The organism is Prochlorococcus marinus str. MIT 9107 (assembly GCF_000759855.1).
Taxonomy (GTDB): Bacteria; Cyanobacteriota; Cyanobacteriia; order PCC-6307; family Cyanobiaceae; genus Prochlorococcus_A; species Prochlorococcus_A marinus_N.
Map to the genome: position 1 here is coordinate 26460 of NZ_JNAI01000007.1, position 15586 is coordinate 42045.

17 protein-coding genes and 2 tRNA genes are annotated in these 15586 nt (G+C 32.2%); 9 read left to right on the top strand and 10 right to left on the bottom strand.

Features of this window, described 5'->3' with window-relative positions:
* Positions 1 to 31: 31 nt before the first annotated feature.
* From EU92_RS04545 to EU92_RS04535, 3 genes are all read right to left on the bottom strand, one after another.
* Positions 32 to 1102, bottom strand: coding sequence for a hypothetical protein (locus EU92_RS04545; RefSeq protein ID WP_032523557.1), 1071 nt, complete (start codon positions 1100 to 1102; stop codon positions 32 to 34).
* Positions 1103 to 1324: 222 nt separating this feature from the next.
* Positions 1325 to 1401 (bottom strand) — tRNA-Pro (locus EU92_RS04540).
* A gap of 487 nt (positions 1402 to 1888) precedes the next feature.
* A complete protein-coding gene (locus EU92_RS04535) occupies positions 1889 to 2317 on the bottom strand; it encodes a hypothetical protein (RefSeq protein ID WP_032523558.1) in 429 nt (142 codons plus the stop codon).
* A 979-nt stretch (positions 2318 to 3296) separates the two neighbouring features.
* Between EU92_RS04535 and EU92_RS04530 the strand changes: the two genes are divergently transcribed.
* The 4 genes from EU92_RS04530 to EU92_RS04520 all read left to right on the top strand — a co-directional run bounded on the left by EU92_RS04530 (position 3297) and on the right by EU92_RS04520 (position 7460).
* Positions 3297 to 3992, top strand: a complete 696-nt coding sequence (locus tag EU92_RS04530; protein WP_032514235.1) for a hypothetical protein — start codon at positions 3297 to 3299, stop codon at positions 3990 to 3992.
* A gap of 410 nt (positions 3993 to 4402) precedes the next feature.
* Entirely contained in the window at positions 4403 to 4537 is a 135-nt protein-coding gene (locus EU92_RS10275; protein ID WP_275040525.1) for a hypothetical protein, read from the top strand.
* 644 nt (positions 4538 to 5181) lie between these two features.
* Positions 5182 to 6036 (top strand): porin, encoded by an 855-nt coding sequence (locus EU92_RS04525; RefSeq protein ID WP_342665548.1) that lies wholly within the window; start codon positions 5182 to 5184, stop codon positions 6034 to 6036.
* 161 nt (positions 6037 to 6197) lie between these two features.
* Positions 6198 to 7460: a hypothetical protein gene (locus EU92_RS04520; protein WP_032514233.1), complete on the top strand. Its 1263-nt coding sequence runs from the start codon at positions 6198 to 6200 to the stop codon at positions 7458 to 7460.
* 710 nt (positions 7461 to 8170) lie between these two features.
* On the opposite strand, the gene EU92_RS0109000 is transcribed toward EU92_RS04520, so the two are convergent.
* Both EU92_RS0109000 and EU92_RS04515 read right to left on the bottom strand, forming a co-directional pair.
* Positions 8171 to 8278, bottom strand: a complete 108-nt coding sequence (locus EU92_RS0109000; protein WP_011132751.1) for a high light inducible protein — start codon at positions 8276 to 8278, stop codon at positions 8171 to 8173.
* A 539-nt stretch (positions 8279 to 8817) separates the two neighbouring features.
* A tRNA-Lys gene (locus tag EU92_RS04515) sits at positions 8818 to 8889 on the bottom strand.
* Between the two features lie 172 nt (positions 8890 to 9061).
* Between EU92_RS04515 and EU92_RS04510 the strand changes: the two genes are divergently transcribed.
* Genes EU92_RS04510 through EU92_RS04495 form a run of 4 tightly spaced genes read left to right on the top strand, consistent with a single transcriptional unit; the run spans position 9062 to position 12689 of the window.
* Positions 9062 to 9178, top strand: a complete 117-nt coding sequence (locus EU92_RS04510; RefSeq protein ID WP_032523433.1) for a photosystem II protein Y — start codon at positions 9062 to 9064, stop codon at positions 9176 to 9178.
* A gap of 6 nt (positions 9179 to 9184) precedes the next feature.
* Positions 9185 to 10597, top strand: coding sequence for an FADH(2)-oxidizing methylenetetrahydrofolate--tRNA-(uracil(54)-C(5))-methyltransferase TrmFO (gene trmFO / locus EU92_RS04505; protein ID WP_032514232.1), 1413 nt, complete (start codon positions 9185 to 9187; stop codon positions 10595 to 10597).
* 24 nt (positions 10598 to 10621) lie between these two features.
* Positions 10622 to 12166 (top strand): carotenoid isomerase, encoded by a 1545-nt coding sequence (gene crtH, locus EU92_RS04500; RefSeq protein ID WP_032514231.1) that lies wholly within the window; start codon positions 10622 to 10624, stop codon positions 12164 to 12166.
* 16 nt (positions 12167 to 12182) lie between these two features.
* Positions 12183 to 12689, top strand: a complete 507-nt coding sequence (locus EU92_RS04495) for a hypothetical protein (RefSeq protein ID WP_032514230.1) — start codon at positions 12183 to 12185, stop codon at positions 12687 to 12689.
* Here EU92_RS04495 and EU92_RS04490 read toward each other — a convergent pair.
* Positions 12686 to 13423 carry a response regulator transcription factor gene (locus EU92_RS04490; RefSeq protein WP_032514229.1) on the bottom strand — a complete coding sequence of 246 codons (738 nt, stop codon included), beginning with the start codon at positions 13421 to 13423 and terminating at the stop codon, positions 12686 to 12688. The two genes, EU92_RS04495 and EU92_RS04490, sit on opposite strands and share 4 nt — an antisense overlap.
* An 86-nt stretch (positions 13424 to 13509) precedes the next feature.
* On the opposite strand from EU92_RS04490, the gene EU92_RS04485 reads away from it, so the two are divergent.
* Positions 13510 to 13779 (top strand): DUF6761 family protein, encoded by a 270-nt coding sequence (locus EU92_RS04485; protein WP_032523559.1) that lies wholly within the window; start codon positions 13510 to 13512, stop codon positions 13777 to 13779.
* A gap of 49 nt (positions 13780 to 13828) precedes the next feature.
* Here EU92_RS04485 and grxD read toward each other — a convergent pair whose 3' ends face one another.
* The 4 genes from grxD to EU92_RS04465 are packed head-to-tail and all read right to left on the bottom strand — an operon-like array spanning position 13829 to position 15571.
* On the bottom strand, positions 13829 to 14152 hold the full coding sequence (gene grxD, locus EU92_RS04480; protein ID WP_032514227.1) for a Grx4 family monothiol glutaredoxin: 324 nt from the start codon (positions 14150 to 14152) through the stop codon (positions 13829 to 13831).
* 3 nt (positions 14153 to 14155) lie between these two features.
* Positions 14156 to 14386: a BolA family protein gene (locus EU92_RS04475; RefSeq protein WP_032514226.1), complete on the bottom strand. Its 231-nt coding sequence runs from the start codon at positions 14384 to 14386 to the stop codon at positions 14156 to 14158.
* A gap of 9 nt (positions 14387 to 14395) precedes the next feature.
* Positions 14396 to 14914 (bottom strand): hypothetical protein, encoded by a 519-nt coding sequence (locus EU92_RS04470; protein ID WP_032514225.1) that lies wholly within the window; start codon positions 14912 to 14914, stop codon positions 14396 to 14398.
* A gap of 42 nt (positions 14915 to 14956) precedes the next feature.
* Positions 14957 to 15571, bottom strand: a complete 615-nt coding sequence (locus EU92_RS04465) for a lysophospholipid acyltransferase family protein (protein WP_032514244.1) — start codon at positions 15569 to 15571, stop codon at positions 14957 to 14959.
* Positions 15572 to 15586: the final 15 nt, after the last annotated feature.

The window sequence follows — 15586 nt, forward strand, 5'->3', positions numbered from 1 at the left end:
AAGCTAGGAAATCCTTCAGGATATAAATATATCAATAGCCTGTAATCTGTCTATACTGAAGACCATTAATTGTTCTTTGCATAGTGGACCTTTGAATCGCATTCCCCATTTGTATAAGAGCATTTGAAATTTGAGCACCTCTAACTTGTTTCTTCAGTTTATTTAGATCTGTAATACCAGTTTTGATTTGAGCTATTTCAAGAGGTGTCAGGCACTCAAGAGTTATAGTTTTTGTTCTTCTTTTGCTTAACAAACCTCCACCAGTTTGAAACGTGTAGTTGTAGTTCTTTCTTCCGTCTGAGCATTCGCTACTTGTGCTTCCCTCAGAAATTGAAAAGTCGTTATTTTTTATTCGTTCTTCTTTAGCATCTTCTTTCTTTAAGGCTAACTTAAAATTATCTCTTCTTTTTAAATAATCATTAGATTCAGTTCTTAGTTTGGAAAGAAATTCTTGGTTATTTGTTTCCAAAGCTTTGAAGTATTTTTCGCCATACTTTTTCCCTAAAACTATCCCTAGATAATATTTATCCCCGAAACGTCTATCACATCCCAACCACGATAGGGATTGAATATTACCTACCTTTAGAGCTTCATCACATGCTCTTTGCCTTCCTTCTTCTTTTGATAAATGATACGCATAAAAATGAAAATAAGAAGTAACATTCCATGCTTCTGAACAATAATTGGATAATGGGTAAATATTATGAGCATTTACAATATCTCTATAACCTTCTCTTTGAATTTCAAGATTTGGATATTGCATTTTTGTCCAACCTCTTATAAAAGTAGCCTCAGATAATTCTTGATCACTAATATCTTTTTGACTAAGAATTTCCTTAATTAATCTTTTAAGTTTCCTGAACTGCCTTCGGTCAGTTTCTGCTTTAACTCTTAAAGTCCTTAATTTATTAATTTGCTTGGAATCTTCTTTATAGGCTGGTTTTTCTATAAGACTACAAGTTATGTTTCCAGCTGGAGAGCTTTCAAATACTGGAGGAAATAGTTCCTCAGGATAATAAACCTTTGGATATCCATATTCTTTTGCTTTTAAATATTCATATGAAATAACAAAAGATAGTAAAAATATTAATATTTTTTTCATGACATGATTTTATATAAATCAATTTTAAAAGAACTTATATGAAATATTTAATTAAATTAAAATTTTCATAATTTTTATTTAACAAATAATTAGATTCAAATTTATGAAATTTTCATGAGCTAATCAGTTTTAATTAGAATCTAGCTCTATTTCTAGCTCTATTTGTATATTTGAGACACTCTAGAAATAAAAAAGCAAGGGCTTGGATCCCTTGCTATTAAATGGTCGGGGCGACAGGATTCGAACCTGCGACCTAGTGCTCCCAAAGCACCCGCGCTACCAAGCTGCGCCACGCCCCGCTCATAAGATCTTAGTTCATAACAGACATCTATAAAAGAGTAAATTACGAAAGATTTTATAAAAAATCACTTTTTTGGCCAGAAAATGATCTTTGTCGCTATTTTGTCACTCGAAAAACAAATGTTTTGTCGCTAGAAATTAGTCTTTTGTAGCGACAGAAATTATCTCTGAATTTGCATTGAATTTTAATGCAATATTTTCTAATTTTTCTAATCTTGCTAAAAGTTTTTGATTCTGAGAAATTATCTCATTATTTTTAGCTTTTGATTCTTCTATAGCTGCTTTTAGATTTTTGTTATTTTTCTCAAGAGTGGATATTTTTTTATTAATTAGTTTTTTATCATTAAAACTTATTTGAGTAGGTTTATTTAATTCGCCAAGTTGAAAAGTAAAACCTGCTTTTACAGCACCACTATCTAAAGTTCCTCCTCCATAAGATTTTGATCAACCAAAAACGTAAGATCCTCCAGCATTAATATCAATTCTTTAACTTACCATTGAAGCGCAACCAAAACCAACTGCATATCTACTGCTATATAAACCACTCCCTAAGCCGCAAGTTGTTTTAGATTCTTTTGACATTTGAGGTAGTGCAGACAATGCTGCTGTGAGGGCAGTAGAACCAGCAATTCCCTCTCCTAAACTATCAATATTGTTGTAGTTAGAGATTATATTTTTATGGTTTTGTTGAATAGCAGGTCCTAATCCAAATTTTGTGCAATTTACATCGTCATCGTTTTCCGCAATGCCTATGAAAGATGAACAATAATCTGCTGCACTATTTAATTGATTAGGAACTATGTAGTCATCAATAATATCTACATAACTATTAGTTGGTGTATCAGCTTTAGCGGGAGCAGATAAAAAAGGCAAACTTATAGAACTAAGGAGTAAGCAAGGGAGAAGTTTTTTCATTGTTTTTAAAGACTATTTTTTTAGAGGTTAATAATCTCTTAGAAGAAAAGCTATAAAACATCTAAAAATGAAGTAGAAAAGCAGGTGTCATGAGAGCACCCGCGCTTGTAAAGCCTTGTCGCTTTCCGTCGCTTTTTATTCTGTAATAAAAGTAAGAAAGTCAGTTATTGCAATCAGTCTCGTTAGTAAAAAGGTATGCTCCCAAAGCACCCGCGCTACCAAGCTGCGCCACGCCTCGTTAATAAGATTTTAGTTTATAAGGGTCAATTAGACAAAAAGAATAAATTAATTTTGAAAAATTATTTTGGATATAATAAATTATCTAATCTATTAAGTTTTTGCTATTACATTTATTTGTAAAGGTTAATTATTTAAAAATAATCTCGGCCCCATGAAAAAGTTAGAAGAACTGATTTCTTCCTATAAAGATTTCCCAAAAAAGGTATTGATTCTAAAGATGTTCTTGAAATAATTCATGAGAATGCAGTCTTCTCTGAATTGATTATTAAAATGTCTTCTAGTGAGATTTTTGAAAAGCTGAGGCAATAATTTCAATAGATGCAAGAGGTTTTATTTTCAGATCTCTAAGCCTTTAATTGAAGTAAGGAAGCCAGGTAAGCTGCTTGGTGAAATACTTAAGAGAAAAATATAATTTAGAGTATGGAGATAATTCTCTTTCAATTAAAAAAAATCTTTAAAAAAGTATAATTCTTTCGCTATTGTAAATAACTTACTAGCTACGGGCGGGACTGTTGATTGTGTAGCAAATTTAGTTAAGAGAAACGACAAAAAAATCTTGGTATTATTAACTGTTGTTGAATTAGTAACTTTAAAAGGAAGAAGTAAAGTGAATTTCTCAGTGGAATCATCCATATCATTTTGATTCAATTTTAATTCCAGTCTTCAAATAGACTTGGTGAGATAAATGGCTTAATCTAAAATTATAAATTGAATTCTATTAATCCTTTCTCAGTTGCAAATGTCTAAAGATATCAAAACTCCTTTCGGAAGAATTAGTCCAGAGGTGAGTTTAATCCCAATCTATTATTTAATATTTATATATGGTTTTGTTTATATTTTTCCATATGGTGAAAATTTGATAGGAGTAAGTTGGTTTGACTGGCTTAGAAGTGAGGATGGCCCTCTTGAATGGCTTCAGTTTTTTGAATATGTATCATCTTCTATTCTAGCTTTATTTATTTATGTAAGAAGAAAGAAAAAAAAGGAGATCAACTCTCTTATTTGGCTTATGATAGCTATTTTATCTTTATTAGTCGCAGGAGAGGAAATAAGCTGGGGAGAGAGGATAACAGGAATTGGAATTACAAGTGTATCTAATTTAAATGTTCAAGGAGAAACTAATTTTCATAATTTACCTTTTTTTCATAATTATTTATTAGACCCAGTTTTTGAAATAAGTTGTATTTTTCTTGGTTGGTTTGGGTGGAGGAAATTCAAAAAAATTGATGCTTTTCCTAGTAAAGCACTGTCTCTTTATTTCTTATTTGTCGCTCTATTTTACTTTTATTTTGATATTTCATGGGCCTCTACAACAGAACAAATAAGAAATGATCAAGAGATTTTTGAACTTTTATTATCTTCAGGAATTTTTATACATTGCTTGGAAAATTTCAGAAGAAATAAACCAAAATGGTTGATACATAAAAATATCTGAGATTTCTAATGTTTTAGATGAATTTATCCTTGAAATTATTAATGGATTATATTAGTCCGATTGATCCAGCAGTAAAGCCTACTGCTAAAAAAAATGTGAATTCAAGAAGATCTCTAGGGAGATAATTGACAATAAGGTTTATTTGAGTCATTTGACCTTGTGCTCCTCAGGTTTATTAAAGTTTTAAAAAATATAACTAATAAATTTTTTTTGTGAGATTAAAAATATTAAATTTTTTGTTTTTCTACAGAATTCAAAAATTAAATTTTAGATATTTCAATGAGGCTTTTTTTTTACTCGTAAGGTAATTTGATTTTAATTATAAGTTAATAATTTTTTTTAATGCTATATTTCTATAAAACTTTCTTTTCACAGATCTGATGGACTATAAAAAAAAATCTTTAACTAAAATGAATCGCAATGAAAGCTATGAAGAAATAGATACAAGACTAGCTTCTGGATGGTACGTAGATTCAGTAGGAAATACAAAAATGAAAAAATATAAGACTAAAAAGGTTTCATTTAAAATTTCAAAAAAAGTTTAAAAACCCTAAATAAATAGTCGAAACTTCTAAAACCATTTTCTTTGATTAGTGATTCAATATTTTTATTAAAACAATTGAAAACCGTTACAAGTATCCAAAAGTGTAGCCTTTGATATATAAAAGCATAAAGGTTACATTTAAAATTAAAGATAATTTAAAACTAGAGGTGTAAATCTCTAGAACAATTTTCCTTTGAGTAACTTTTCGATTTTTTATTATTTGTACTTAAAAGCTGATAAATTGCCAATATTATCCAAAAATGTAGCCGTTGCTACTTCATTTTGTACCTAATAATACCTTATAATTAAGTGTCCTTTAAATTTCGTGTGAGGAAATTTATGAAGCTTTTCAAAAGCTTGCTTATAGCTCCTGCAACACTAGGTCTTTTAGCACCTATGTCTGCTACAGCTAATGAGCTTAACCTCGCTGAGGTTTCTGGCTACTCTTCTTCTGAAGAAGTACAGAACATTAGCGAATTCTATCCAAAAGAACTAGCTGTTACAAACAGCCGAGTTGACGGTTTAGAAGCAAGAATTAATGAGTTTGAAGCTGGTGGCTTTTCAGAAACAACAACAGCATCATTCAGTGCAGACTTCTACTTAGGTGGAGTTGATGGTGGAACAAGTGCTACAGATGATCCTTTCATGGCAACTTACGGTTTCCAGATTGATCTAAACACTAGCTTCACTGGTGAAGATTCACTTGATATCTCTATAGATGCTGGTAACACTTCTAGTTCCACTACTTCTGTTACAGAATTTGATGGTAACGCTACTGGAGATGTGCTAACTGTTGACGGTGTTTCTTACACTTTCCCAGTAGGTGGCGCAACAGTATTCGTTGCTGACAATGGAGATGGTAGTGCTTTATTCACCACAGCATGCTCTTACGGTGGACCAACAAATACACTTGATGACTGCGGTAATGTAAACGCTGGAATTACTGGTGGTGCTGTAGCCACAGGAGCTAGCTATGACTTCGGTAACGGATTCTCAACTGCTGTTGGATTACAAACAAATACTGAAGCATCTACTGGAATCATGACTGAAGAGTCAACTGATGCTTATGCACTTAACGCGGCCTACACTGATGACAATTACGGTTTCTCAGTAACTTGGAGCAACATTGAAGATGGTTCTAATGGTAATGATACTTACACTGCACTTAACGGTTCCTTCACTCCTGACGGAGAAGCTTTACCTTCTATAAGTGTTGGTTATGAAATCGGTGATGATGATAGTAAGTCAACTGATGAAGAAATCACAAGTTTCTTTGTTGGACTTCAGTGGGATGAAGTAGGACCTGGCGCCTTAGGAATTGCAATGGGCCATAGCAACACAGTTGAAGGTGCTGAAGAAGAGTACATGTACGAAGCATATTACTCATACCCAGTGAATGACCAAATGACAATCACACCAGTGATTTATACAAAGGAAAGCGCAACATCTGGTCAAGATGATGCAACTGGTTTCCTAGTTAAGACATCATTCAGCTTCTGAATTTAATTATTTAATTTAGAAAATCTCCTATACACATTTAAAACCTGCTTTTATGCAGGTTTTTTAATGTCATGACAAATTTTGTTTTGTCTACAAACACTTGTAAATTCAAAAAAAATTACTTATTCTAGATTGTATTTGATTTCTGTGTGAGGAAATTTATGAAACTTTTTAAGAGTTTGTTGATCGCACCAGCAGCATTGGGACTTATGTCTCCATTAGCTGTCAGTGCTTCTGAAACAAACTTAAATGAAATCTCAAACTACTCTGATGTTGAGACTATTGATTTTGCTAACTCATTTGGCAAGGTCGATTCAAACCAAAAGGAACTACTTGCTGGTGGTGAAGGCTTAGTTGATAGTGATAGCTATAATCATAGACATGATGGTGGTTTCTCAGAAACAACTTCATTAACTGGAGCAGCTTTTTCACAAATTGGCTCAGTTGATAAAGGTGATGACACTGAAGCTTTAACTGCTACTTACTCTTACAATCTTGATCTAAATACTTCATTTACTGGAGAAGATAATTTGTATGTAGGTATAGAAACTGGTAACGCTGTTTCAAGTGTAGACTTTCGTACGGGTGATTCTGTAAATGGCAGCGATGAGTTAAGCGTTGCGTCTATGTATTATCAATTTCCTGTTGGAAATTTTGATATAGCTGTAGGACCATTACTTGATAATGATGATTTAATGCCTACAACTACAACCATTTATTCAGATAAATTCTTTATGAGTGGTTACGGTTTACTTAAATCCAATTTTTGGCTTTACGATAGAACAGGTGCTGGAGTTGCAGTATCAAGAAATTTTGATAATGGCTTTAATGCTTCTGGTAGTATTATCGGAGCAGAGGCAGCGACATCAGATGGTTTCTTAACTGAAGAAGGGGCTGATGTAGTTACTCTTTCTGCTGGTTATGACGGAGATAGTTTTGGTGGAGGTATTGTTTATGTTTCTAGTGATGGATACTGTGATTTAGTCAATGATTACATTTCTACTACTTGTTCTGATCTTGGAATAACTTCAGACATATCTGCTGATGTAGTTGGTATCGGAGGTTACTGGACCCCTAATGACGGTCAGACAACAATCAGTGCTACTATCAATCATGTCGATCCAGATATAAGTGGAATAACTACAGATGAGTTCACCGACCTTCAATTAGGTTTAGAGCATGAATTTGGTGCGGGTGTATTGTCAGCCTCATGGAAGTCAATTCCTTTATTAAAAGTATCAGGTTCAGATCTTGTTAATGATACTCTGGGTTCTTATTATGAAATTTATTTCACTCAGCCAATTAATGACTCCTTAGATCTAACCTATGGTGTGTCTGTAGCAGATCCAGATACTGATAGTGATGATACCATCGAACTATTGGACTACTCAGCAGTTGGTGCTCAAGCTACCTTTAAATTCTAAGATTTATTGATTAAAGAGCTATTTCAAGTCCTTAAATTAATTTATTAAAGATTCATTAAACAGCCCACTTTTTAAAAGTATGGGCTGTTTTTTTATCTACTATATTTAAAAGAGCATTATAAAAGCATTTCTTTTTTATCTCATGATTAATTTTTATTTATTCCATCGGTTTAAAATTCCTCAAGAAGCCATTTGATTTTATAAATAATATGTTTTCATGGATCTTTTTAGTTCTTTTGATATTTGGTATTTATAAGAGACTAGTAATTTTTTGTTTTCAGGTTGTTTTGCAAGAATCATAATCAATCTAATATTTTCTATAAAGTTGAAATTGGAAGTAGAAATGTTTTATTTCCCGATAAGAGGAAACATTAAATGATAAAGAATTATCTAATTCTGTATATTTTTTTTAATTATTACTACTATCATTGATCATATTTAAATGACCCAATTTTTAAATGTTTAATATGTAAACAAGATATAGAGATATTAACAAAAACTTTAAAAAAAAGGTCATTTATTATGTTCTACTTGCCTAGAGAACATAGAAATAAATGCACAAAAAAAAAGCCTTAAGTAAAAGGCTTTTTAATTATGTAAATACTTTATTAAGCTTAAAACGAAGGATTGTTATTAGCCAAATAATTCATTTAACTTTCTTCGTTTAAACAATAATTTTCTGTATTTTTTTGTAATTTTGGTTATTGAACCTAAAACCATCCTGGAATAATTTGTCCAGTGGTTACATATGCGCCAACAGCTGCAACGAAACCTAACATTGCGGCCCAACCATTAAAACGTTCTGCTTCAGGAGTCATAATAATAATAGAAATATATGTGTATTATTGTAACAGCATTCATGACGCTTTGTAAAGTATTTTATATTTTTTTTATAGAAGTCCCTATTTGAAAGGTATTTAAAGCTTAATTTTAACATAAATGATACATAAACGTGAATATTGTTCTTTGTTCTAGGAATCTTTTGAAAAATTTAGGTTAAGTAATTTTTGACTTTTTAATTCAGGTTTTATATTAAAAGTAAATCTTTAAATGTCTCTCAAAATCTTTGATAATTTTAATTTGTGCATACATTTGATATCTTACAAATAATGGTCCGAGATAAATTTGCAGGAGTTAGGGTTTGAATCCTAATTCTTTAGTCTAAGCAATTAAATGCTTTTTTAATCTTTAAAAATATTCCCATAATTTATTTTGACAAAAAATTTTTTTCTTCAGTATTCTGTAATTACTAATCAATGAGCTATCACTGATTGATTAAAAATTCTTTAAGTTATGAGAGAGAAAGTTTGGTAAGTTTATGTATTATTTTCGATTAATGTAATCAATTATTTAGATGTGGGTCGCCTGAGATTCGAACTCAGGACCAGCCGGTTAAAAGCCGGATGCTCTACCGCTGAGCTAGCGACCCATTATGTAAAATTGAGTACATTAAAAATTATCCCTTTTTAAGGTAAAAAAAACAACTTATTATTCTAACTTGAACAATTGAAATACAATTCTTAACTTATTAAAAAAAAAAAAAAATCTCTCTTTCTCTTCTGCAGAAAGCTAGAATGATAAATAAATAACTATTCAAGAACATGTTAAGAATCATCTTAGTTTTCGCCCCAATTATTGCAGCTCTAGCTTGGGTCATATTTAATATACAAAAACCTGCAAGGGAGCAATTTACAAGGGATTTTTTGGGAAAGGATTAATTTAATTTGATAAACAATGAAGTAATAGTTATAGGTGCCGGTCTAGCTGGATCAGAGGCTGCTTGGCAAATAGCAAATGCAGGAATTGCGGTTAAATTAGTTGAAATGAGACCACTTTCTTTAACCCCGGCTCACCATACTGATCAGTTTGGCGAACTTGTATGTAGCAATAGTTTTGGGGCCTTGAGTCATGACAGGGCTGCTGGTCTTTTACAAGAAGAATTAAGAAGATTCAACTCTTTAATAATTAGAACAGCTGATAAATTTTCTGTTCCTGCAGGAGGCGCTTTAGCCGTCGACAGATCAAAATTCAGCAAATATTTGACAGAGAAATTAACAAATCATCCTCTTATTGAGGTAAAGAGAATTGAACAATTAGACATACCTTTAAAAGATACCGTTACCGTACTTGCTACTGGACCATTAACTTCAGAAACCTTGGCAAATAAAATTAGAAATTTTACGGGCATTGATTCTTGCCATTTTTATGATGCAGCAAGTCCTATCATCTACGGTGAGACCATTGATCAAGAAAAGATATTTAAAGCAAGTAGATATGATAAAGGTGATCCGGCATATTTTAATTGCCCTATGAATGAAAATGAATACCTCAATTTCTGGAATGAATTGATTAATGGACAGCAGGCTTCTTTAAAGGATTTTGAAAAAGAATCAGCAAATTTTTTTGAAGCTTGTTTACCAATTGAAGAAATAGCTAGAAGAGGAATTGAAACAATGCGATATGGCCCTTTAAAAGCTATTGGTTTATGGAATCCAGAATGGGGCGATTTATTCGATAGAGCAAATAGATTAAAAAAAAGGCCCCATGCAATAGTTCAATTAAGGAAAGAAGATTTAGAAGGTAAATTATTAAATATGGTTGGTTTTCAGACTAACCTCAAATGGTCAGAACAAAAAAGAATATTTAGAATGATTCCTGGCTTAGAAAAAGCTGAGTTTGTTCGTTTTGGTGTAATGCATAGAAATACTTTTTTAGAATCTCCCAAACTACTGTTGCCAACACTTCAATTTTTAAAAAGGGATTCACTTCTTGCCGCTGGCCAAATAACAGGGACGGAGGGCTATGTAGCTGCAGCCGCAGGTGGTTTATTGGCGGGTATAAACGCTTCTTTACTTGTGATAAGAAAAAATCCTGTTACTTTCCCTGCGGAATCAATGATAGGCTCCTTGATGAACTTTATTAGTAATAAAAATATAATAATGTCTAATCAGAAAAAAAATAAATTTCAACCAATGCCCCCTTCATTTGGATTATTGCCAGAATTAAATAATAAAATAAAGGACAAAAAAATACGGTATAAAGCTTACCAAGAAAGGTCTCTTGATGCTTTGGAAGGGTTTAAAAAAAAATTAGATTCATATTTCGAAAAAGATCAATTACTTGTTCAGATTAATTAAAATGAATTACCTATCAATTTAAAAATGAAAGATAATAAAAAAAATTTTGACGCAATTATTATCGGTTCGGGAATAGGAGGGTTGGTTACAGCTTCCCAGTTAGCTGCAAAGGGTGCGAGAGTTTTGGTTCTTGAGAAATATATTATTCCTGGTGGAAGTGGAGGATCGTTCAAGAGAAAAGGTTATACCTTTGATGTTGGAGCTTCAATGATTTTCGGATTTGGAGAGAAAGGGTATACAAATTTATTAACTCGAGCTCTAAAAGATGTAAATGAAAAATGCGAAACTATTCCTGATCCTGTTCAACTAGAGTATCATCTTCCAAATAATTTTAATATTTCAGTTGATAGAGAATATGAAGTATTTATCAGCAAATTGTCAGACCGTTTTCCGGAGGAAATTGAAGGTATCAAGAAATTTTATGGAACCTGTAATAAGGTATTTAACTGTCTTGATTCAATACCACTTTTGTCAATTGAGGATCCAGCTTATCTTTTTAAGGTCTTTTTAAAAGCTCCATTATCTTGCCTAGGTCTTGCAAGATGGTTGCCAATAAATGCTGGAGATGTTGCAATGAAATTTATTAAAGACAATGAACTATTAAGGTTTATTGATATTGAATGTTTTTGTTGGTCAGTTATGCCTGCTCTTAAAACCCCAATGATCAATGCAGGAATGGTTTTTACAGATAGACATGCAGGAGGTATTAATTATCCAAAAGGAGGGGTTGGGAAGATTGCTGAGAAACTAGTTACTGGTCTTGAAAAATTAGGGAGCAAAATACGTTACAGAGCTAATGTTAATGAAATAATCTTAGAAGATAAAAAAGCTGTAGGAGTAAAGCTATCAAATGGAGAGGAAATTCACTCAGATATCATTGTCTCTAATTCCACAAGATGGGATACTTTCGGTCTTAAAAATAATAAAAAAGGTTTAATTTCAAGAGATTGCGTACCAAAAAGTGAATATAAGTGGTCTGAAACTTACAAGCCTTCTCCATCTTTTGTTTCAATACACTTAGGAGTCTCTGGAGAATTAATTGATGATAATTTTAATTGCCATCACATTATTGTTGAGGACTGGGAAGAATTAGAAAATGAAAAGGGAGTAATTTTCATTTCTATTCCCACTCTTTTAGATAAATCTTTAGCTCCAGATGGTAAACATATCATTCATGCATTTACCCCTTCTTCTATAAGTGAATGGGATAATCTTTCAAGAAAGGAATATCTTACTAAAAAAGAAAATTACTATTCATTTTTAATTGAAAAAATTTCTAAGATAATCCCAAGATTAGATCAAAATATTGACCATAAAGAAATTGGTACTCCTAGAACTCATAGAAAGTTTCTTGGAAGATTTGAGGGCAGTTATGGACCAATTCCTAATAAAAAGTTACTCGGACTTCTTCCAATGCCCTTTAATACAACAAATATTGAAAATCTTTATTGCGTAGGGGACTCATGTTTTCCCGGGCAAGGTTTAAATGCTGTAGCTTTTAGTGGTTTTGCCTGCGCACATAAAATTGGATCAAAACTAAATATTAATGATTTTAATTTGCCTGATTGAATAAAAAATTATCCTCATGACAGAAAAATTTAAAACTCTTTTTCCTTTAAAAAGCTCTCTAATTTCTTTGTATATTGCTCTTACAGTTCCTATTCCATTTATTTCAAGTGAACAATTAAGAATACCTTCATTGATTTTCTTCATTTTAGGTCTATTTTTGATTGTTAATATTACTAGCGATTATATAGAGACTTGTGAAAAGAAAATTTCTTATAAAACAAGTTTTATCTCTAGAACCTTTGGCAAAAAAAATTGGGAAATTTGTTGGGAAGAAATTAAGTCTATAAAATCCTTACCAACCAGCCAAGGGAGTAGAGTTTTTTATTTTGTTGATGAAGAAGGTAAAAATCTTCTAGTACCCCAACGGATTGAAAAATTTGATATTTTTTTAGATGAAATTGAGGGAAAAACTAATATTAGTACAGAAGGTATATCCTATATCTCACCATTATGGACATATAAATTAATCACATTGTTATCGGTTCTAATGTTTATTGGGGAAATAAGCTTATTTTTGGTTTAGATATTATCAAGGCTGAATCTATATCCTTGTTGCCTAACTGTTGTTATACCGCCACCTTCTCCTAAGCCTGCCTGTTCTAGTTTTCTTCGTAAGGTTAAAACTTGAGTGTCAACCGACCTTGGTCCACCGCTAAACGGAGGCCAGGCCATCCTCAGGAGCTCTTGTCTACTTCTAACCATCCCAGGGGGCATCAATAAAGCACAAAGCAATGCGAACTCCCTAGGGCTTAATTCCACGGGTTTTTCACTAAGCGTCACCTGACGAAGGAGAAGATGGACTTCTAATGGCCCAACTTCAACTTTTTCTTGTAATCCTATTCTGCCTCTTTTCAAAAGTGTTCTACATCTTGCTGCTAATTCTTCAAGACCAAATGGTTTTCTGAGAACATCATCAGCTCCTTCATCCAATAAATTTACTAATGCTTCAACACCTGATCTTGCAGTTAAAACGATTACAGAGGCCCCTAACTGTTGGGCTAACCTCATGGCAGTATTCTGCTCAAGAATTTCTGCACTGACCAATAGGTCAGGAGATTGTTCTCTGCATAAGTCAACTGCCTCTGCAGCCGATCCAACTGCAGCAGCAAGGTGACCATCTTGGCGAAGTCTTTGTACAAGGACTGTTCTAAGTGTGGGGTGAGGTTCAACAACAAGAACTCTTGAGGGAGTTTGAGAGCTCGATGGCAATTGTGAACTGCCAGGGGTTGAAGCTAAGATTTGCTCAGTTGATTGCATTCTTAATTATTGTTGGGCCAGGCAATTTTTTATCATCCTTAATAAGGTATAACAAATGCTAAATAAAAATCAGAATCTATCGAATTATGACATCATTTGAAAATCCTAAAGCAATTCGTCATTTTCAATCAATTTGCGATAGTTGCCAAGACTTGGTTAGTCGTTTTCATACCTCTTCAGACCTTCAATTATACTGTGATGGTTATCTCCAAGCCTTGAGGAATTGCAGTAGTTTAGAGCTTAGAGATCAAGAGAAATTAGAAAGTTTAATGGAAAGATGGATTTTAGATCCATCAAGTTTTATTGAACAAGGTGGTGAAGAAAATAAAGGGTTTTTTGATAAAAAAAGAGTTTAAAATATTAACTTTTATTAACTAATATCAGTATTTATACTTATAAATTTTTTTAGGAAGCTAATTCAATCTCAATTTTTTCTTTTAAGGTACCAGAGTTGTACATCTCGATAAGGATGTCCGATCCTCCTAGAAATTCACCTTTTAAATAAACTTGGGGGATAGTAGGCCAATCTGAATATTCTTTAATTCCCTCTCTGACATCAAAATCACTAAGAACATCAAAAGTACTAAATTCAACACCTATAGAGTTGAGAATTTGAACGACATTGTTCGAGAACCCACATTGAGGCATTAATTTAGTACCTTTCATGAAAACCATAATTGGATTTGATTCTATTAGATTTTGGATTTTATCTTTAGTGAGATTTTCCATAATTTAACTTGGGGTTTTTGTTTTTAGAGCTAGTGCATGAATAGCTTCTGAGGCTAATTCTTCTTTTAGAGCAGAATAGACTAGCTGATGTTGTTTAACTAATGATAATCCATTGAACTTGGATGAAATTACAGTAACCTCCAAATGGTCATTCCCCTTAAGATTTTCAACTTTCACTTGGGAATCAGGTAACTTCTCCATTATTAAATTTATAACTTTTGATTTAGTAATCATGATTAATATTTAGAAACCTTTATATGTTGTGTCAACGAAACCAAGTTGTAATAAATTATTATATGCTTCTTTGCCTTCAGGACTATTTGGAGTCATTAATCTAATTATTTCAACAAGTAAAGGTACAGCCACTTCAGGTTGTTTTTTCCTTTTGTAGAGAGAAGCTAGCCTAGCATTTGATTTTGCCCAAATTTTTATAGATTTTCTTCCTTTTTTATCCATTTCTAGTGGTATTCTTGCATCCAAGCCTTTAAATGATCCATTGAGATCTCTATAGAATCCAGCAAGTTGTCTAGCTAAATTCCTTGCTTTGTCATAAGATCGTTTTGCTTTTTCAAAATCACCATTTTCTACAAGTTTATCGCCCTCATTTAAATATTCTTTTACATCAGAAATTGATAGCTTTTTGTTAGAACTTGAAAGGACCTTATATTCATTTGAGTTTTTACTTTCTGCATAAGATAGGTTCATATATGTTGGTATCCCAAGAAAAATAAAAATTATTGGGAACATTTTTAAGAATTTCATATTCTGATTATTTATTAAAGTTTATATTAACTGATAATGGATTTATCTACCTACATTTTTTAAAGCAATATTTTCAGCATTATGCATTCTTTTATGCAAAATTTCATTGAAATCTTTTATTGATAAATTGGAACTTTTATTTACTAATAAAGGCTCTCCAAAACATAAGGAAACTTTACCTCTTATTTTAGGAGGTACTCGGCTATAAGCAATTCCAATTGGAATTATAAATATTGAATTTGTTTTTTTTGCTGCCAATAACGCCAATCTATATAAACCCTCTTTAAGCTCAAGTTCCTTTCCGTATTTATTAATTTTTCCTTCAGGGAAAACTACAAGTTGATCCTTTTTTACTATCAGATTTACTGCATATTTTAATATTGAAAGAGAAGGAGATAATTGATCAATGGAAAAACAACCGAGTCTTTTTAGAAACCAACCTTGTATTCCTTTCATTTCTGATTTTGTAACCATAAATCTGCAATCTTTCTTAGTAACCCTTCTACCCATTGCCTTAGTAAGGACTAATCCGTCCCATCTCGATCTATGTGTTGGGGCTAAAATAATTGATGAATTGTTTGGTATTGAGGAGATTTTATTTTTTATTTTTATTTCACTAAAAAAACACTTTATTACAATGTCCTGAGTAACAAACATAGCTAAAAAACCTAA